This is a genomic window from Phyllobacterium zundukense, from assembly GCF_002764115.1.
GTDB lineage: Bacteria > Pseudomonadota > Alphaproteobacteria > Rhizobiales > Rhizobiaceae > Phyllobacterium > Phyllobacterium zundukense.
The window spans coordinates 3,811,348-3,828,097 of record NZ_CP017940.1 but is presented as its reverse complement, the minus strand read 5'-3'; the positions used below and the strand labels follow the sequence as shown (position 1 = coordinate 3,828,097).

Here is a 16,750-nt window from a genome sequence, read left to right as displayed (position 1 = left end):
AAAATGCCCCCCTCGCAGGGTCGAGGGGGGCAGTCGTGACAGGCGATGACTGACGCTAGAGTATGAAGCGCGACAAATCCGCGTTCTTGGCAAGGTCGCCGACAGTCTCGCGTACATATTTGGCGTCGATTGTGTGTTCGGCACCGGATTTGTCGGGTGCATTGAACGAAATGTCGTCGAGTACACGTTCCATCACGGTCTGCAAACGCCTTGCACCGATATTCTCCACCGTCGAGTTGAGGTCGACTGCGATATCTGCCAGGGCATCGATCGCATCGTCAGTGATGTTGAGCGTGACCTCCTCGGTCGCCATCAATGCGATATACTGCTTCAGCAGGCTGGCTTCCGGCTCGGTCAGGATTCGGCGCATGTCATCGCGGGTCAGGGCGCTGAGCTCGACGCGGATCGGCAGGCGTCCCTGCAATTCCGGCAGGAGGTCTGACGGTTTGGAAACATGGAAAGCGCCTGACGCGATGAACAGGATGTGGTCGGTCTTGATCGGACCGTATTTGGTCGCGACGGTCGTTCCCTCCACCAATGGCAGCAAGTCGCGCTGCACGCCTTCGCGTGATACGCCAGCACCCACGCCGCCGTCTCGCGCGGCGATCTTGTCGATCTCGTCGAGGAAGACGATGCCGTCATCCTCGGCCGAGCGCAGCGCTTCCTGGGTGATCTGGTCCTGATCGAGCAGCTTGTCCGACTCGTCATTGATGAGCACGGAATAGGACTCCTTCACCGTGGTTTTCACGGTCTTGGTTCGCCCGCCCATGGCCTTGCCCAACATGTCGCTGAGATTGAGTACACCAATATTGGCGCCCGGCATCCCCGGAAGTTCGAAATTGGGCATGCCCGAACCGCTATCGGCAATCTCGACTTCGATTTCCTTGTCGTCGATCAGCCCGTCGCGCAGTTTCTTGCGGAAACTGTCGCGCGTCGCGGGGCTCGCTGTCTTGCCGACCAGCGCATCGAGAACACGCTCTTCCGCGTTGACATGAGCCTTGGCCTTAACCTCTTCGCGCTTCTTTTCGCGCACGAGGCCGATAGCGACTTCGACCAGATCGCGAATGATCTGCTCGACATCACGCCCGACATAACCGACTTCAGTAAATTTGGTCGCTTCCACCTTGATGAACGGAGCACCGGCAAGCTTGGCCAGGCGGCGGGAGATTTCCGTCTTGCCTACGCCGGTCGGTCCGATCATCAGGATGTTCTTTGGCATTACCTCTTCGCGCATCTGGCCTTCCAGCTGCTGGCGGCGCCAGCGGTTGCGCAACGCGATGGCGACGGCGCGTTTCGCATCATTCTGGCCGATAATGTAGCGGTCGAGCTCAGAGACGATCTCGCGGGGGGAAAATGTTGTCATTGCAGTCTCACTTCATCTTGCCCAAATTCGGGCCATTGTTCAGGATTATCCCGCGCCATCAAAAGGGCGGGACCATAAATGGATGTGCGGGTATCGAAAGCAATGAAACCCGCTTTCTTATATGCCTTGATCGCCTGCTCATTGGCGGGATCCGGATCGACGATCACGCGCGGCACACCTTCTTCGAACAGCAGCGACACGAACTCGTCAAGCAGACGGGGTCCATGGCCCTGGCCGATCAGATCGGGCTCGCCGATGAACTGGTCAAGTCCGAGCGTGCCGGTTGGTTGGTCCTGGTAGGGATGGTCATCTTCCAGATGCGGATCGTAGGTCTGCAGATATCCGATGGCCTCGTCACCAAGCATGATGATGAAAGGCTCGACCGAGACGCTGTCCATGTGTTCCATGATCGATGCCATCTCCTCCTCCGGATCCTTGCCCCACCACTTCGCCACATGCGGTTCTGCCAGCCAATCCGAAATCATGCTCAGATGGCGGGGCTCGACCGGGATGAAGCCGTAGCGATAGATCGGCTCATTCGGCATCGAGGCTCTCGAGTGTGACGTTCGTATTGGTATAGATACAGATGTCGGCGGCGATCTGCATGGAGCGGCGGGCGATCTCTTCGGCGCTCAGGTCCATATCGGCCAGCGCGCGTGCAGCGGCCAGCGCGTAATTGCCGCCGGAGCCGATGGCCATCAAACCATGTTCAGGCTCTAGCACATCGCCAGTGCCGGTCAGGGCAAGCGTCACCGATTTGTCGGCGACGAGCATCATCGCTTCGAGACGGCGCAGATAGCGGTCCGTCCGCCAGTCCTTGGCAAGCTCTACACAGGCACGCATCAGCTGATCGGGATATTGTTCGAGTTTGCTTTCAAGCCGCTCGAGCAGGGTGAAGGCGTCGGCCGTTGCGCCGGCAAATCCGGCGATGACATTGCCTTTGCCGATGCGGCGTACCTTGCGGGCATTGCCTTTCATGACGGTATTGCCAAGGCTGACCTGTCCGTCGCCGGCAATTACCACTTTCCCGTTCTTGCGGACGGTTACAATGGTGGTCCCATACATGGTGGAGGGATTATGGTCTTGCATTCGTTTCTCCTTCAAGCAGGTCCGATTATGCCCCAAATGGCAGCAGTTCGAACCCCTTCTGTTGCACTTATGTATGACGCCGCTACGGAATTGCAAATGGCTGCCCCAGCCTGCGCTATCAAAGCATTTGGAGATTCGCCGTTCGTGTTTTAGAAGGCCACAATCAGTCGGCAGCATCAAGAACCCACGTGGCGGGAAACAGCAATGACAAGCGTCAGTATACGCACCGCGAAGATCGAGCGCAGCACCAAGGAAACCAGCATTGCCGTTTCGGTTAATCTGGATGGCACGGGCACGTTCAACATATCTACGGGCGTCGGCTTTTTCGACCATATGCTGGAGCAGCTCTCCCGCCATTCATTGATCGACATGGACATCAAGGCCAAGGGTGATCTGCATATCGATGACCACCACACGGTCGAGGACACGGGCATCGCCATCGGCCAGGCCGTCGCCAAGGCACTTGGCGATCGCCGCGGTATCAATCGCTATGCCTCGCTCGATCTCGCCATGGATGAGACGCTGACGCGGGCCGCACTCGACGTTTCGGGCCGGCCGTTCCTTGTCTGGCAGGTTGAGTTTTCGGCGGCGAAGATCGGTACATTCGATACGGAACTGGTGCGGGAATTCTTCCAGGCGCTGGCACAAAATGCCGGCATCACCCTGCATGTGTCGAACCTCTATGGTGCCAACAATCACCACATCGCCGAGACTTGTTTCAAGGCGGTTGCACGCACGTTACGCTGCGCCATAGAGACTGATCCACGTCAGAAGGATGCCATTCCTTCGACAAAGGGCACGCTGAACGGCTGACGGGAGGGCTGAAACATGGCCAGTTTTCTTGTATTGGCGCCGCGGTCGCAGAACGGCCAGCGTGACGACGACCGCACTGTTTTCATCCGGGATGGTTTTGCCGTCCTCGCTTTCGTCCTGCCTGTCCCCTGGCTGCTGGTGCACCGGCTATGGTTCGAGGCAGTGCTGGTTCTCGGATTAACGATTGTTATTTCTGTCGTGGGCGATTCTACCGGTCATGATGATATGGCGGCGTTCGTCACGGTGCTGCTTTCGCTTCTGGTGGGTTTCGAGGCGAACAACTGGCGGGCGGCAGCGCTGGAACGGCGCGGCTGCGAACAAATCGCGGTTGTCGATGCGCGCAATGCGGATGATGCTGAAACAATCTGGTTCCTCGGACCGAATATTGCGGCCGTTGCGCTACCTTCGACCCCTGCAAGCCTTATATCTGATATGCCGCCTTCGCTTCCGGCCGCCGCCCGCAAGCAGGCACTTGGCGGTATGGTCGGGCTAGTGAGCCTCCGGGGAGAGCATTAGCATGCGCGTTGCCATCATCGACTATGGTTCGGGCAATCTGCGTTCGGCTACCAAGGCTTTCGAGCGCGCGGCGCGGGAAAGCGGGATCAATGCGACGATCGATTTGACCGACGACGCGGAGCACGTCCGTAACGCCGACCGCATAGTCCTGCCGGGCGTCGGAGCCTATGCCGATTGCCGCCGCGGGCTTCATGCTGTCGAAGGAATGGTCGAAGCCATTCATGAAGTGGCGGTGGAAAAGGCACGGCCATTCCTTGGCATCTGCGTTGGCATGCAGCTCATGTCGTCGCGCGGACTGGAAAAGACCATTTCAACCGGCTTTGACTGGATCAAGGGCGATGTCCGTGAGATGGTGCCATCCGACCCGGCGCTGAAGATTCCGCAGATTGGCTGGAACACTCTCCGTCTCACTCGTCCGCATCCGCTGTTCGATGGGATCGAGACAGGACCGCAGGGTCTGCACGCCTATTTCGTCCATTCCTATTTTCTCGATGCCGAGATCGAAAATGACGTGGTGGCGGTCACCGACTATGGCGGGACGGTTACCGCTGCCGTAGCCAACGACAATATGGCCGGGACGCAATTTCACCCGGAAAAGAGCCAGGCCCTCGGCCTTGCCCTCATCGCCAATTTTCTGAGGTGGAATCCGTGATCCTGTTTCCAGCAATCGATCTGAAAGACGGCCAGTGTGTGCGCCTCAAGCTTGGCGATATGGATCAGGCCACGGTCTATAATGCCGATCCAGCTGCACAGGCCAAAGCTTTTGAGGCTCAAGGTTTTGAGTGGCTGCATGTGGTTGATCTGAACGGTGCCTTTGCCGGTCAGTCAGTCAACGGCGCTGCGGTTGAGGCGATCCTCAATGCCACGAAAAATCCTGTACAGCTTGGCGGCGGTATCCGCACGCTCGATCATATCGAGGACTGGCTGGCAAAGGGGCTCTCCCGCGTCATTCTTGGGACGGTGGCCGTGCGCGATCCGGCGCTGGTCGTCGAGGCCTGCAAGCGCTTTCCCGGCAAGGTGGCTGTTGGTATCGACGCCAAGGGCGGCAAGGTTGCCGTCGAAGGCTGGGCGGAAGCTTCGACACTCGGCGTTGTCGAACTGGCGAAGCAGTTTGAAGGCGCTGGTGTCGCTGCGATCATCTATACGGATATCGATCGCGACGGCGTACTCGCAGGCATCAACTGGGAATCGACGCTGCAACTGGCCGAGGCGGTCTCCATCCCGGTCATCGCGTCGGGCGGCCTTGCCTCGATCGCCGATATCGTCCGCATGACCATGCCGGATGCGAAGAAGCTTGAAGGCGCGATCTCCGGCCGCGCGCTTTATGATGGCCGGATCGACCCAGCGGAAGCGCTGCAGGTCCTCCGCGAAGCACGGGAGCGCGCCGCATGACCCTGAAAGCCCGTGTCATACCCTGTCTCGACGTGAAAGACGGCCGTGTCGTCAAGGGCGTCAATTTCGTTGATCTCATCGATGCCGGCGATCCTGTCGAGGCGGCGAAAGCCTATGATGCGGCGGGTGCAGACGAGCTCTGCTTTCTCGATATCACTGCCTCCTCCGACAATCGCGAGACGATTTTCGACGTGGTTGCCCGTACTGCCGAACAATGTTTCATGCCGCTGACCGTCGGCGGCGGTGTGCGTACGGTTGCCGATATCCGCAAGCTGCTCCTCGCTGGCGCCGACAAGGTGTCGATCAACACCGCTGCGGTGAACAACCCCGAGTTTATCGCCGAAGCGGCCGACAAGTTCGGCAATCAATGCATTGTCGTCGCCATCGACGCCAAAAAGGTTTCGAGCCCAGGCGAGACCGATCGCTGGGAGATTTTCACCCACGGCGGCAGGCAGGCGACCGGCATCGACGCGGTGGAGTTCGCGCGCAAGGTAGTCGATCTCGGAGCCGGGGAAATACTGCTGACCTCGATGGACCGGGATGGCTCGAAGATCGGCTACGATATTCCGGTGACACGCGCCATCGCCGATGCAGTCCGTGTGCCAGTGATAGCATCGGGCGGTGTCGGCAATCTGGACCACATGGTCGAGGGGATTCTCGAGGGTCACGCTTCGGCCGTGCTGGCGGCGTCGATCTTCCACTTTGGCACCTATACGATCGCGCAAGCGAAAGCCCACATGGCCGCGGCGGGTATTCCGATGCGCCTTGACCCTGTCCGCTGAGCCGCTGGAGAGCTTGATGACTGCATTCACCCTCGCCGATCTCGAGCGCATCGTGGCGGAACGCGCCGCGTCGGCAGACCTCAAATCCTATACTGCCAGCCTCTACGCCAAGGGTATTGGCAAGGCCAGCCAGAAGCTGGGTGAAGAGGCGGTTGAAACCGTCATTGCCGCCGTCTCCGGCGACAGGCAGGGCGTTGTTTCCGAAAGCGCCGATTTGCTCTATCATCTGCTGGTCGTTCTCGGGATTTCCGGCATCAAGCTTGAGGAAGTCCTCGAGGAACTCGACCGGCGAACGGCGCAGACCGGCCTTGAAGAAAAAGCCGCGCGAGGACATGACTGATCATGTTTAAAGCACCGGCAGTCGAACGACAGACAGAAGGGGATGTCGTGGATCAATTGGCACCCAGCGAGTTTTCGCCCTACCGGTTCTTCAGTGCCGAGCGGTGGGCAGAATTTCGTGCTGACACGCCAATGACGCTGACTTATGACGAGGTCAAGCGGCTGCGTTCTTTGGGCGATCCGATCGATCTCGATGAGGTGAGCCGGATCTACCTTTCGCTGTCACGGCTGCTTTCCGCTCATGTGGAGGCGAGCCAGCTTCTGTTCTATCAACGCCGGCAATTCCTCAACACCGGCGACGCCTTCAAGACACCCTTCATTATCGGCATTGCGGGGTCGGTTGCTGTCGGCAAGTCTACCACCGCCCGTGTACTGAAAGAGCTTCTGGCCCGCTGGCCGTCGAGCCCGAAGGTAGATCTGGTGACCACTGACGGGTTCCTCTATCCGAATGAGGTTCTGCGCACCAAGGGCCTGATGGAGCGCAAGGGTTTTCCCGAGAGCTATGATGTCGGCATGGTCCTGCGCTTCCTGTCGCAGATCAAGGCCGGCCAGCGCAACGTCAACGCACCGCTCTATTCGCACCTGACCTACGATGTGCTGCCGGGTAAATTCCAGACGGTCGATGCACCCGATATCCTGATCTTTGAAGGGATCAACGTGCTTCAGGTCCGCGATCTGCCTGAAGATGGCAAGATGGTGCCTTTCGTTTCGGATTTCTTCGATTTCTCGATCTATATCGATGCGGATGAAGAGCAGATTCACAAATGGTACATCAGCCGCTTCATGCGGCTGCGTGAAACGGCGTTCAAGGACCCGAGCTCGTTCTTCCATCGTTATTCGACGATTTCCGATGATTCCGCGCTCGCCATCGGCGAAAGCCTCTGGGCGAATATCAATCTGAAGAACCTCAAGGAAAACATCCTGCCGACACGGCCTCGTGCCGATCTGATCCTGCGCAAGGGTGACAACCACCTCGTCGAGGAAGTCGCGCTCAGGAAGCTGTGACGCGCCGCAAAGTGAGATTTATCCGGCCGGTGCTCTTCAAAAGCGTCGATGTGTCGGGATAGATGCGGTCGACGCCATGAAACGCCAGGCGGCCTTCGCCGCCGAGAACAATGACGTCTCCGCTTGAAAGCCGGATCGACTGCGTCTTGTCGTTGCGATTTGTGCCGCCAAAGCGGAACAGACAGGCGTCACCGAGCGAGACAGAAACGACGGGCGCCTGAAAATTCTGTTCGTCGCGATCCTGGTGCAGGCCCATCCTTGCAGTTTCCGAATAGAAATTCACCAGGCAGGCTTCCGGCGGCAACGGAAACTCGCCGACCTCGTGCCACAGCGCGAGCAGGCGCGGCGGAATGGCTGGCCACCGCTTTTGCGTCACCGGATGCGTGGGCTGATAACGATAACCCTGTTCCTTGTCGGTGACCCAGCCGAGCGAACCGCAATTGGTCATGCGCACGCTCATTTCCTTGCCGGTTTTCGGCATGGCTGGAACGTAAAGCGGTGCTTCGGTGACGACCGCCCTGATATCCTCCACCAGCGCAGCCTGTCCGGCCGGATCGAAATGATCCGGATAATAGCGAATGCCGGGTGCAAGCAGGAGCATCGAATGAGCTTAGCCGTTTAAAGCAAAGGCCCGGCTGCAATCAGGCGCCGGGCCGTTTGGCGATAAAGTTATGATCAGTCGAGCGCCGGGATGCGCAGCACCTGACCTGGGTAAATCTTGTCGGGATGGGTCAGCATTGGCTTGTTGGCCTCGAAGATCAGCGTGTTCTTGGCACCCTTGCCCTTGCCGTACTGGGACTCGGCGATTTTCCACAAATTGTCGCCCTTCTTCACCGTGTAGAACACGGGAGCCTTGGCGACCGAACCGGTGGTTGTGGTGTCGACCTTGAGGCCGTCAGTCTCGACCTTGGAGATACCAAGCGAGTTGCCAACGGCAATGATCGCCTTCTCCAGAATTTCCTGGTTGGTGACATTGCCCTTCAGGACTGCTTTGTCGCCTTCAACAAGCACCTCAACATTCTCGGTGCCGAGCTTGTGTGAATCGAGTTCTTTCTTCAGCGCCTCGGCGTCTGGCTCATCGTCGCCAATGCCTATTTTCTTTCCTACGGATTTAACGAAATCAAATAGTCCCATGTCTGGCTCCTTGTTGATTGTTCAAACCGGCAAATGCTGTTGTGGCACTCCGCGAAGGACTTTAAAAGCCAAGATTATCACGTGCAGTTAATATTCTAAGCGCACGTCTAATCTCCCTTGACCTTGCCGCGCATCTTTTTCACATCGGCACGGCCAGATTTTGCTTTGAGGCGGCGTTCGATAGAGCCCTTTGTTGGCCGGGTTTTCTTGCGGGGCGGCGGCGGTGGCTCGGCGGCCCTGGCGATCAGCGCAACCATGCGCTCGCGCGCATCCTGACGGTTGCGTTCCTGGGTGCGAAAGCGGCTAGCCTCGATGAGTACATCGCCGTCCTTTGTTGCCTTCTGTCCTGCGAGTTTTATCAGCCGCGCAAATACATCGTCCGGTAGCCCGGCGCGCGAGCCAAGAAACCGCAATTGCACTGCCGTCGAAACCTTGTTGACGTTCTGTCCGCCTGGTCCAGCCGAGCGAATGAAGCTTTCCTCCAGATCGTCCTCGTCGATCCAGATTCGATTGGTGATTTTGATCCGGCTCCGGCTCTCTTCCATCACTGGATTGGTAGCCGAAACTTTGATTCGCGCAAAGCACCAGGAACATTGCCGCAAGTGCAAAAGGCCCCATTGCAATCAACGGGGCCTTTCAATGTCGAGAATCCAGCGGAATTACTCCGCGGCAACCGGCGTGTGCGGGGCCGCAGCCCTGATATCGCTATCGACATGGCTTTCGAACTTGCCGAAATTGCGAATGAACATATCGACCAGCTTGTTCGCCTGGGCGTCGTAACCGGCCTTGTCTGTCCATGTCGAGCGCGGATCGAGAATGGTATCGTCAACGCCCGGCACCGAAACCGGAACCGCAAAGCCGAAATTCGGATCCGTGCGGAACTGGGCACCCTTCAGAGACCCATCTAGGGCGGCTGTAAGAAGTGCGCGTGTCGCCTTGATTGGCATCCGCTTGCCCGTACCATAGGCGCCGCCTGTCCAGCCGGTGTTCACCAGCCAGCAATCGACACCGTGGTCGGCGATGAGCTGGCGCAGGAGATTGCCATATTCCGACGGATGGCGCGGCATGAAGGGCGCGCCGAAGCAGGTCGAGAACGTAGCTTCGGGTTCGGTCACGCCGCGCTCCGTGCCGGCAACCTTGGCGGTGTAGCCGGAAAGGAAGTGATACATGGCCTGAGCCGGGGTGAGCTTGGCAATAGGCGGCATGACCCCGAATGCATCGGCCGTCAGCATGATGATGTTCTTGGGGTGGCTCGCCTTGCCGGTCTTCGATGCATTCGGAATGAAATCGAGCGGATAGGCGCAGCGTGTGTTTTCCGTCAATGAGCCGTCATTGAAATCCGGGTTCCGGTTTTCATCGAGAACGACGTTCTCAAGCACGGTACCGAAACGTTGGGTCGTCGCGAAGATTTCCGGTTCCGCTTCTGCGGAAAGACGGATTGTCTTGGCATAGCAGCCGCCCTCGAAATTGAAGACGCCGTGTTCGCCCCAGCCGTGCTCGTCGTCGCCGATCAATGTACGGCTCGGATCGGCCGAGAGCGTCGTCTTGCCTGTACCCGAAAGGCCGAAGAAGACGGCAGTGTCGCCATCCGGGCCTTCATTGGCCGAGCAATGCATCGGCATGACGCCCTTGGCTGGCAGGATATAGTTTAGCGCGGTGAACACCGATTTCTTCATCTCGCCCGCATAGGCCGAGCCACCGATCAACACGATCAAACGGTTCAGATCGACGGCGATGACCGTTTCCGTCCGCGTGCCGTGTCTGGCCGGGTCGGCACGGAACGACGGCAGGTCGATAATCGTCATCTGCGGCACGAAGCTTTTCAGCGTATCGCGGTCGGGCCGGATCAGGAGGTTGCGGATGAACAGCGAATGCCAGGCGAATTCGGTGATGACGCGGGTGTTCAGTTTGTAATCGTCATCGGCGCCGCCGACCAGATCCTGGACAAACAGTTCCTTGCCTTCTGCCTGGCTCATGAAATCGGCGTAGAGCAGGTCGAAGGCCTCGGGCGACATTGGTGAATTGTTATCCCACCAGACGTGATCCTCTGTGGACGCATCGCGAACAACAAATTTGTCCTTTGGCGAACGGCCGGTGTGCTGACCTGTGCGGGCAACGAGTGCACCCTGCGCTGTCAGCTCTGCCTCACCCCGCCGCAATGTCTCCTCGTAGAGCTCTGCTGCCCCGAGATTATAATAGACCGCCGAAAGCCCCTTCAAGCCTGAGGTGCCGAGCGCGATCGCCGCGTTGTGGATACCGGTCTCTCTAGTCATGTGTCCGCCGTTGTTTAAGAGGGTTCAAAGGTCAAGTTCCATTACGCCGCATCTCGCATCTTCCAACGGGAATGCGGTCATACTTGGTCAAAAGCAGAAAAAATGAGTAGTATCAAATGTTTAATCGATTTAAAGAATTTAAATTTTTTTAAATCGGTTTAAATAAGGAAAAATTCCGCTATTCTTCCGTGAGCGTAAAAGTCACCAAATGTGGTTAAGATGACATCGCTCACGAACTGTGCCACATTTTGTACCTAATTTGTCCGGCACAAGCAGCACTGACTCAATGGCACAAGGAAAGGCAGGGCATGAGGGAAGTACCCGCAATGCAAACAATCGCGCTCGTCGATGACGATCGCAACATTCTGACCTCCGTATCGATTGCGCTTGAATCGGAAGGCTATCGTGTCGAGACGTACACCGATGGTGCCTCTGCGCTCGATGGTCTGATGGCTCGCCCGCCCAACCTCGCCATTTTCGACATCAAGATGCCGCGCATGGACGGAATGGAGCTCTTGCGCCGCCTGCGCCAGAAATCCGATCTGCCGGTGATCTTCCTGACATCGAAAGATGACGAGATCGACGAGCTTTTCGGCCTGAAGATGGGCGCCGATGATTTCATCACCAAGCCGTTCTCCCAGCGTCTGCTGGTTGAGCGCGTCAAAGCGGTGCTTCGCCGTGTTGCGGCGAGGGAAACGGCGGCAAAGCCCGGCAGCCCGCAGGCAAAATCGCTCGAACGCGGCCAATTGGTCATGGACCAGGAGCGTCATACCTGCACCTGGATGGGCGAGCCCGTAACGTTGACCGTGACGGAGTTCCTGATCCTGCATTCCCTGGCTCAACGTCCCGGCGTCGTCAAAAGCCGTGACGCGCTGATGGATGCGGCCTATGATGAGCAGGTCTATGTGGATGATCGCACCATTGACAGCCACATCAAGCGACTGCGCAAGAAGTTCAAGGTCGTCGATGATGATTTCGACATGATCGAAACGCTCTATGGCGTGGGCTATCGTTTCCGCGAAACTTGATATTATTGCGGGCGAACATTGCTTAATGCATGACGCGGGACCGGCCAGCTGCTTTCACAGGCTCGTCATCCGCGCTAAAACAAGGTTGTCTCAACGCGTCTGGAATGCGATGAGACAACGCAATTTATGAGTTTTCTGAGGCAGAAATGGTAGCCGGGCTGCAAAGCGGCAATATTACGCGCAAGAGCGCCGTTATGCGCCGGAAGCGTTCGCTTGCCGTGAGGCGTTTCTTCAAGCCGCTTAATCGCGTCTTCGGCAACTATCTGTTTTCGAGCCTTACCCGGCGCATTCTGTTTCTCAATCTCGCCGGCCTTGCCGTCCTCCTGTCCGGCATCATGTACCTCAATCAGTTTCGCGACGGACTGATCGATGCGCGGGTTGAGAGCCTGATGACGCAGGGTGAGATCATCGCGGGCGCGATCGCCTCATCGGCAACCGTCGATACGAACTCCATTGCGATCGATCCGGAAAAACTGCTGGAATTGCAGGCAGGTCAAAGCATCACACCTTCGCCGGATGTCCTGGACAATCTTGATTTTCCGATCAATCCGGAACGTGTGGCACCGGTTCTGCGCCGGCTGATCTCGCCAACGCGTACCCGCGCGCGCATTTACGACCGCGACTCAAACCTCTTGCTCGACTCGCGCCATCTCTATTCACGTGGCCAGGTGCTGCGCTATGAGCTTCCGCCCATCGATGGGGAAGAACCCAGCTTCTTCGAGCGCCTGACCAACCGCATGACGCGGCTCCTGCGCCGTAGCGACCTGCCCATCTACCAGGAGCAACCTGGCGGTAACGGCTCTTCCTATCCCGAAATCGTCAAGGCACTGACCGGTTCTCCCGCAAAGGTTGTGCGCATGACGGAAAAGGGCGAGCAGATCGTGTCGGTCGCTGTGCCCATCCAGCGCTTCCGTGCCGTGCTCGGCGTACTCCTCTTGTCGACGGAAGGCGGTGACATCGACAAGATCGTTCAGGGCGAACGCTTCGCGATCATCCGTGTCTTTACGGTTGCCGCGCTGGTCATGGCGATCCTGTCGCTGTTTCTGGCCTCGACCATCGCCAATCCGCTGCGCCGCCTTGCCGCCGCTGCCGACCGTGTTCGTCATGGCGTAAAGAACCGCGAGGAAATCCCGGATTTCTCCGAGCGTCAGGACGAAATCGGTCACCTTTCCACGTCCATTCGCGATATGACCAATGCGCTCTATGCCCGGATCGAATCGATCGAGAGTTTTGCAGCGGATGTCAGCCATGAGCTGAAAAACCCGTTGACCTCGCTGCGCAGTGCCGTCGAAACGCTGCCGCTGGCAAAGAATGAAGAGTCGAAAAAGCGTCTCATGGACGTGATCCAGCATGATGTGCGCCGCCTTGACCGGCTGATCACCGATATTTCCGACGCCTCTCGCCTCGATGCCGAGCTGGCGCGTGAGGATTCCGAGCATGTCGATCTGAGATTCCTGCTTGGCAATCTGGTCACCGCCGCGCGCGAGGTCCGGCGTAACAAGAAGGACACACGGATCGAATTTGTCGTAGGCAAGCTACCGAACAACAAGAAAGGTTTTTTTGTTGTCGGCCATGATTTGCGGCTTGGGCAGGTGGTTTCCAACCTGATCGAGAATGCACGTTCCTTCGTTCCGGAAGAAGACGGTGTCATCACTGTCACGCTTCAGCATCTGGGCGATCGCATCCGCATTCTCGTCGAGGACAACGGCCCTGGCATCCGGGTCGAGCAGATCGACCGGATCTTTGAGCGATTCTACACGGACCGGCCCTCCGGCGAAGCGTTTGGCCAGAATTCCGGCCTTGGCCTGTCCATCAGCCGCCAGATCATCGAGGCCCACGGCGGCACGCTGAATGCCGAAAACATCGTCGATCCCAATGACGCTGACAATTATCTGGGCGCGCGGTTCACTGCCATTCTCCCGGTTGAGGTGTGATGATTGCCGAGCAGGGCGAACTCATGCACGCGACCGCCGTTCTCGTCGGCGACCGCGGCATCCTGATCATTGGTCCCTCTGGATCCGGCAAATCATCGATTGCCAGGGCGCTTATAGATAGGGCCCAAGCAAGGGGGGTGTTTGCAGCATTGATCAGCGATGATCAATGCCGGCTACAATCAATTTCAGGCCGGTTAATCTGCCAAGTCCCCGCCTCATTGCGCGGCGGATTGGAGGTTCGCGGTTCGGGCCTTCACACAGTCGATCACGAGGCGGCCGCAGTCATTCATCTTGTCGTCGAACTGGTCGAACCAGACCACGCCGTCCGGTTTGCCGATCAGGCAGTGATACAACTCCAAGATGTCGCAATCGCGCATATTCTTCTACCAAAACGCGAAATTGAGACCGCTTGCCGGGCTGTGGAAGCAAGACTTTTCTACCCGTCATGGAAAAAATAACCATACAATCCAAATGGTTGCTTCATTATGCTGTGAGAAAATGACGGTCTGTCTTGTTAACGCCATTTTTCCACTTGCCTTCACGATTCGTCCTGCCAGAATGCGACACCTGCCAAACGGGGCATTCAATGCGCAGTAAAAAGCCCAATCCCAAGGGGCTGGCGCGACAGGAGCAGTTTCAGAATGATCGGACTCGTGCTTGTGACGCACGGAAGACTGGCTGAAGAATTTCATCATGCCGTGGAGCATGTTGTTGGCCAGCAGGAATATTTGGAAACCGTATCAATCGGTGCGGATGATGATATGGAACAGCGCCGGCGCGACATTGTCGATGCGGTTGCGCGCGCTGACAACGGTTCGGGCGTCATCATTCTAACAGACATGTTTGGCGGAACACCTTCCAATCTGGCGATTTCCGTGATGGAGTCGGGGCGGATCGAAGTCATTGCCGGTGTTAACCTGCCGATGCTGATCAAGCTTTCCAGCGTACGCGTTACCAATGATATGGCGGCGTCGTTGCGGGAAGGCCAGGATGCCGGACGGAAATATATCAACGTGGCCAGCCAGGTGCTGACAGCCAAATAGAGGTTATGGATGCGCCTGACTGCGGAAACGACCGGCACGTTTGATCCGGACAATGCACTTGTGGAGTCATTCGAGATCATCAACCGGCGCGGTCTGCATGCGCGGGCCTCGGCGAAGTTCGTCCAACTGGTTGATGGCTATGACGCCCATGTGCGCGTCGAGAAGGACGGCATGACTGTTGGCGGCACGTCCATTATGGGCCTCATGATGCTCGCAGCTTCGCCCGGTTGCTGCATCAAGGTCAGCGCTTCGGGGCTTCAGGCAACTGAGGTGATGATGGCGCTGGGCGCGTTGATCGCTGACAAATTCGGCGAAGAAGCCTGACTGCATAAACCACCATTTCCGGCCCCAACGATATACATAAATCATTGCTGTCATATGCACGCATAAGGATTTCTTTATATCCCATTGTGCGTTGATGCCTAATCTGCTAGTCAACGGCATCTCCGGTCGCCCCTACGAGAGTGCGGCCAAACGGAACACACAAGGACGGAGCTCGCTTAAGATGGCTGAGAAACAGGATTACATCGTCAAGGACCTTGAACTGGCTGCATGGGGCCGCAAGGAAATCGAAATTGCCGAAACCGAAATGCCGGGCCTGATGGCCAGCCGCGAAGAATTCGGTGCATCGCAGCCGCTCAAGGGCGCCCGTATTACCGGCTCGTTGCATATGACGATCCAGACTGCCGTCCTGATTGAAACCCTGCAGGCGCTCGGCGCAAAGGTTCGCTGGGCATCCTGCAATATCTTCTCGACGCAGGATCACGCTGCTGCAGCCATCGCTGCAACGGGTACGCCAGTTTTTGCCGTCAAGGGTGAGACCCTTGAAGAGTACTGGACCTACACCGATCAGATTTTCCAGTGGCCGGATGGCCAGCCTTCCAACATGATCCTTGACGACGGTGGCGACGCCACCATGTACATCCTGATCGGCGCACGCGCCGAAGCTGGCGAAGACGTCCTGTCCAATCCGGGCAACGAAGAAGAGGAAATCCTCTTCGCGCAGATCAAGAAGCGCATGAAGGAAACCCCCGGTTTCTTCACCAAGCAGCGCGAAGCGATCAAGGGCGTCACCGAGGAAACCACGACCGGCGTCAATCGCTTGTATCAGCTGCAGAAGAAGGGCCTGCTGCCTTTCCCGGCAATCAACGTCAATGACAGTGTGACCAAGTCGAAATTCGACAACAAGTATGGCTGCAAGGAATCGCTGGTAGACGGTATCCGCCGCGCGACCGACGTGATGATGGCCGGCAAGGTTGCCGTCGTCTGCGGCTATGGCGACGTCGGCAAGGGCTCGGCCCAGTCGCTGACTGGTGCAGGTGCCCGCGTCAAGGTGACGGAAGTCGATCCGATCTGCGCGCTGCAGGCTGCGATGGACGGTTTCGAAGTGGTAACGCTCGAAGATGCAGCCCCGACGGCCGACATCATCATCACCACGACCGGCAACAAGGACGTCATCACCATCGATACGATGCGCAAGATGAAGGACATGGTAATTGTCGGCAATATCGGCCACTTCGACAATGAGATCCAGGTTTCCGCATTGCGCAACTTGAAGTGGAACAACATCAAGCCGCAGGTCGACATGATCTCGTTCCCGGACGGCAAGCGCCTGCTGCTTCTGTCGGAAGGACGCCTGCTCAACCTCGGCAACGCCACGGGCCATCCGAGCTTCGTCATGTCCGCCTCGTTCACCAACCAGGTCCTGGCTCAGATCGAGCTTTATAGCCGTGGTGAGCAGTACAAGAATGAGGTTTACGTGTTGCCGAAGCACCTTGATGAAAAGGTCGCTCGCCTGCATCTCGACAAGCTCGGCGCGAAATTGTCGGTTCTTTCCGAAGAACAGGCTGCCTATATTGGTGTAACACCAAACGGCCCATTCAAGTCAGACCACTACAGATATTGATCTGATCAGTATATACCCACAAGATATGGAAGCCGGAGGATTGACAAATTCTCCGGCTTTCTTTTTTGCGACCAGTTCTTCCCGTCGATTCGCTCAAGGTTTATTGTAGTGATTCGGGATGACGCTGTTCCAG

20 protein-coding genes are annotated in these 16,750 nt (G+C 57.5%); 13 read left to right on the top strand and 7 right to left on the bottom strand.

The features are described from left to right. Nucleotides 1–55 precede the first annotated feature (55 nt). Genes hslU through hslV form a run of 3 tightly spaced genes read right to left on the bottom strand, consistent with a single transcriptional unit; the run spans nucleotide 56 to nucleotide 2,452 of the window. On the bottom strand, nucleotides 56–1,363 hold the full coding sequence (gene hslU, locus BLM14_RS19105; RefSeq protein WP_100000830.1) for an ATP-dependent protease ATPase subunit HslU: 1,308 nt from the start codon (nucleotides 1,361–1,363) through the stop codon (nucleotides 56–58). After that, entirely contained in the window at nucleotides 1,360–1,908 is a 549-nt protein-coding gene (locus tag BLM14_RS19100) for a GNAT family N-acetyltransferase (protein ID WP_100000829.1), read from the bottom strand. Before BLM14_RS19100 ends, hslU begins: the two co-directional genes overlap by 4 nt. Further along, the gene (hslV, locus tag BLM14_RS19095) at nucleotides 1,898–2,452 is read right to left on the bottom strand and encodes an ATP-dependent protease subunit HslV (RefSeq protein WP_100000828.1); all 555 of its coding nucleotides are present in this window, start codon (nucleotides 2,450–2,452) and stop codon (nucleotides 1,898–1,900) included. Before hslV ends, BLM14_RS19100 begins: the two co-directional genes overlap by 11 nt. 204 nt (nucleotides 2,453–2,656) lie before the next feature. Between hslV and hisB the strand changes: the two genes are divergently transcribed. Genes hisB through coaA form a run of 7 tightly spaced genes read left to right on the top strand, consistent with a single transcriptional unit; the run spans nucleotide 2,657 to nucleotide 7,299 of the window. Further along, nucleotides 2,657–3,265: an imidazoleglycerol-phosphate dehydratase HisB gene (gene hisB / locus BLM14_RS19090; protein WP_100000827.1), complete on the top strand. Its 609-nt coding sequence runs from the start codon at nucleotides 2,657–2,659 to the stop codon at nucleotides 3,263–3,265. Nucleotides 3,266–3,280: 15 nt separating this feature from the next. Then, nucleotides 3,281–3,781 (top strand): DUF2628 domain-containing protein, encoded by a 501-nt coding sequence (locus tag BLM14_RS19085; RefSeq protein WP_100000826.1) that lies wholly within the window; start codon nucleotides 3,281–3,283, stop codon nucleotides 3,779–3,781. A gap of 1 nt (nucleotide 3,782) precedes the next feature. Then, a complete protein-coding gene (gene hisH / locus BLM14_RS19080) occupies nucleotides 3,783–4,433 on the top strand; it encodes an imidazole glycerol phosphate synthase subunit HisH (protein ID WP_100000825.1) in 651 nt (216 codons plus the stop codon). Continuing rightward, a complete protein-coding gene (gene hisA, locus BLM14_RS19075; RefSeq protein ID WP_100000824.1) occupies nucleotides 4,430–5,173 on the top strand; it encodes a 1-(5-phosphoribosyl)-5-[(5-phosphoribosylamino)methylideneamino]imidazole-4-carboxamide isomerase in 744 nt (247 codons plus the stop codon). Before hisH ends, hisA begins: the two co-directional genes overlap by 4 nt. Then, nucleotides 5,170–5,955: an imidazole glycerol phosphate synthase subunit HisF gene (gene hisF / locus BLM14_RS19070; protein WP_100000823.1), complete on the top strand. Its 786-nt coding sequence runs from the start codon at nucleotides 5,170–5,172 to the stop codon at nucleotides 5,953–5,955. Before hisA ends, hisF begins: the two co-directional genes overlap by 4 nt. Nucleotides 5,956–5,971: 16 nt before the next feature. Continuing rightward, entirely contained in the window at nucleotides 5,972–6,295 is a 324-nt protein-coding gene (locus tag BLM14_RS19065; protein WP_100000822.1) for a phosphoribosyl-ATP diphosphatase, read from the top strand. Between the two features lie 2 nt (nucleotides 6,296–6,297). After that, entirely contained in the window at nucleotides 6,298–7,299 is a 1,002-nt protein-coding gene (gene coaA / locus BLM14_RS19060; RefSeq protein WP_204251973.1) for a type I pantothenate kinase, read from the top strand. On the opposite strand, the gene BLM14_RS19055 is transcribed toward coaA, so the two are convergent. From BLM14_RS19055 to BLM14_RS19040, 4 genes are all read right to left on the bottom strand, one after another. Then, entirely contained in the window at nucleotides 7,286–7,900 is a 615-nt protein-coding gene (locus BLM14_RS19055) for an alpha-ketoglutarate-dependent dioxygenase AlkB family protein (RefSeq protein ID WP_100000821.1), read from the bottom strand. The genes coaA and BLM14_RS19055 overlap by 14 nt on opposite strands. Before the next feature lie 74 nt (nucleotides 7,901–7,974). Continuing rightward, nucleotides 7,975–8,433, bottom strand: a complete 459-nt coding sequence (lysM, locus tag BLM14_RS19050) for a peptidoglycan-binding protein LysM (RefSeq protein WP_100000820.1) — start codon at nucleotides 8,431–8,433, stop codon at nucleotides 7,975–7,977. A 107-nt stretch (nucleotides 8,434–8,540) separates the two neighbouring features. Next, nucleotides 8,541–8,978 (bottom strand): alternative ribosome rescue aminoacyl-tRNA hydrolase ArfB, encoded by a 438-nt coding sequence (gene arfB / locus BLM14_RS19045; RefSeq protein ID WP_100000819.1) that lies wholly within the window; start codon nucleotides 8,976–8,978, stop codon nucleotides 8,541–8,543. A 114-nt stretch (nucleotides 8,979–9,092) separates the two neighbouring features. Then, on the bottom strand, nucleotides 9,093–10,706 hold the full coding sequence (locus BLM14_RS19040) for a phosphoenolpyruvate carboxykinase (protein WP_100000818.1): 1,614 nt from the start codon (nucleotides 10,704–10,706) through the stop codon (nucleotides 9,093–9,095). A 308-nt stretch (nucleotides 10,707–11,014) separates the two neighbouring features. Between BLM14_RS19040 and BLM14_RS19035 the strand changes: the two genes are divergently transcribed. The 6 genes from BLM14_RS19035 (at nucleotide 11,015) to ahcY (ending at nucleotide 16,617) form a co-directional block, all read left to right on the top strand. After that, nucleotides 11,015–11,734, top strand: a complete 720-nt coding sequence (locus BLM14_RS19035) for a response regulator transcription factor (protein ID WP_162293175.1) — start codon at nucleotides 11,015–11,017, stop codon at nucleotides 11,732–11,734. Nucleotides 11,735–11,880: 146 nt separating this feature from the next. Beyond that, nucleotides 11,881–13,668: a sensor histidine kinase gene (locus tag BLM14_RS19030; protein WP_100000816.1), complete on the top strand. Its 1,788-nt coding sequence runs from the start codon at nucleotides 11,881–11,883 to the stop codon at nucleotides 13,666–13,668. Then, on the top strand, nucleotides 13,668–14,126 hold the full coding sequence (locus BLM14_RS32705; RefSeq protein ID WP_100000815.1) for an HPr kinase/phosphorylase: 459 nt from the start codon (nucleotides 13,668–13,670) through the stop codon (nucleotides 14,124–14,126). Before BLM14_RS19030 ends, BLM14_RS32705 begins: the two co-directional genes overlap by 1 nt. Before the next feature lie 183 nt (nucleotides 14,127–14,309). Further along, nucleotides 14,310–14,711, top strand: a complete 402-nt coding sequence (locus BLM14_RS19020) for a PTS sugar transporter subunit IIA (RefSeq protein ID WP_100000814.1) — start codon at nucleotides 14,310–14,312, stop codon at nucleotides 14,709–14,711. Between the two features lie 9 nt (nucleotides 14,712–14,720). Then, nucleotides 14,721–15,035 carry an HPr family phosphocarrier protein gene (locus BLM14_RS19015; protein WP_162293174.1) on the top strand — a complete coding sequence of 105 codons (315 nt, stop codon included), beginning with the start codon at nucleotides 14,721–14,723 and terminating at the stop codon, nucleotides 15,033–15,035. A 181-nt stretch (nucleotides 15,036–15,216) separates the two neighbouring features. Further along, complete coding sequence (gene ahcY, locus BLM14_RS19010) at nucleotides 15,217–16,617, top strand: adenosylhomocysteinase (protein ID WP_100000813.1); 1,401 nt, start codon at nucleotides 15,217–15,219, stop codon at nucleotides 16,615–16,617. Nucleotides 16,618–16,750 lie beyond the last annotated feature (133 nt).

Bases quoted from the DNA above. Each gene is read 5' to 3' on its own strand.
- coaA (WP_204251973.1), top strand. From the start codon at position 6,298: ATGTTTAAAGCACCGGCAGTCGAACGACAGACAGAAGGGGATGTCGTG.
- BLM14_RS19065 (WP_100000822.1), top strand. From the start codon at position 5,972: ATGACTGCATTCACCCTCGCCGATCTCGAGCGCATCGTGGCGGAACGC.
- lysM (WP_100000820.1), bottom strand. From the start codon at position 8,433: ATGGGACTATTTGATTTCGTTAAATCCGTAGGAAAGAAAATAGGCATT.
- ahcY (WP_100000813.1), top strand. From the start codon at position 15,217: ATGGCTGAGAAACAGGATTACATCGTCAAGGACCTTGAACTGGCTGCA.
- hslV (WP_100000828.1), bottom strand. From the start codon at position 2,452: ATGCAAGACCATAATCCCTCCACCATGTATGGGACCACCATTGTAACC.
- BLM14_RS32705 (WP_100000815.1), top strand. From the start codon at position 13,668: ATGATTGCCGAGCAGGGCGAACTCATGCACGCGACCGCCGTTCTCGTC.
- BLM14_RS19100 (WP_100000829.1), bottom strand. From the start codon at position 1,908: ATGCCGAATGAGCCGATCTATCGCTACGGCTTCATCCCGGTCGAGCCC.
- hslU (WP_100000830.1), bottom strand. From the start codon at position 1,363: ATGACAACATTTTCCCCCCGCGAGATCGTCTCTGAGCTCGACCGCTAC.
- BLM14_RS19040 (WP_100000818.1), bottom strand. From the start codon at position 10,706: ATGACTAGAGAGACCGGTATCCACAACGCGGCGATCGCGCTCGGCACC.
- BLM14_RS19085 (WP_100000826.1), top strand. From the start codon at position 3,281: ATGGCCAGTTTTCTTGTATTGGCGCCGCGGTCGCAGAACGGCCAGCGT.
- hisB (WP_100000827.1), top strand. From the start codon at position 2,657: ATGACAAGCGTCAGTATACGCACCGCGAAGATCGAGCGCAGCACCAAG.
- arfB (WP_100000819.1), bottom strand. From the start codon at position 8,978: ATGGAAGAGAGCCGGAGCCGGATCAAAATCACCAATCGAATCTGGATC.
- BLM14_RS19020 (WP_100000814.1), top strand. From the start codon at position 14,310: ATGATCGGACTCGTGCTTGTGACGCACGGAAGACTGGCTGAAGAATTT.
- hisH (WP_100000825.1), top strand. From the start codon at position 3,783: ATGCGCGTTGCCATCATCGACTATGGTTCGGGCAATCTGCGTTCGGCT.
- BLM14_RS19035 (WP_162293175.1), top strand. From the start codon at position 11,015: ATGAGGGAAGTACCCGCAATGCAAACAATCGCGCTCGTCGATGACGAT.
- BLM14_RS19030 (WP_100000816.1), top strand. From the start codon at position 11,881: ATGGTAGCCGGGCTGCAAAGCGGCAATATTACGCGCAAGAGCGCCGTT.
- BLM14_RS19055 (WP_100000821.1), bottom strand. From the start codon at position 7,900: ATGCTCCTGCTTGCACCCGGCATTCGCTATTATCCGGATCATTTCGAT.
- hisF (WP_100000823.1), top strand. From the start codon at position 5,170: ATGACCCTGAAAGCCCGTGTCATACCCTGTCTCGACGTGAAAGACGGC.
- BLM14_RS19015 (WP_162293174.1), top strand. From the start codon at position 14,721: ATGCGCCTGACTGCGGAAACGACCGGCACGTTTGATCCGGACAATGCA.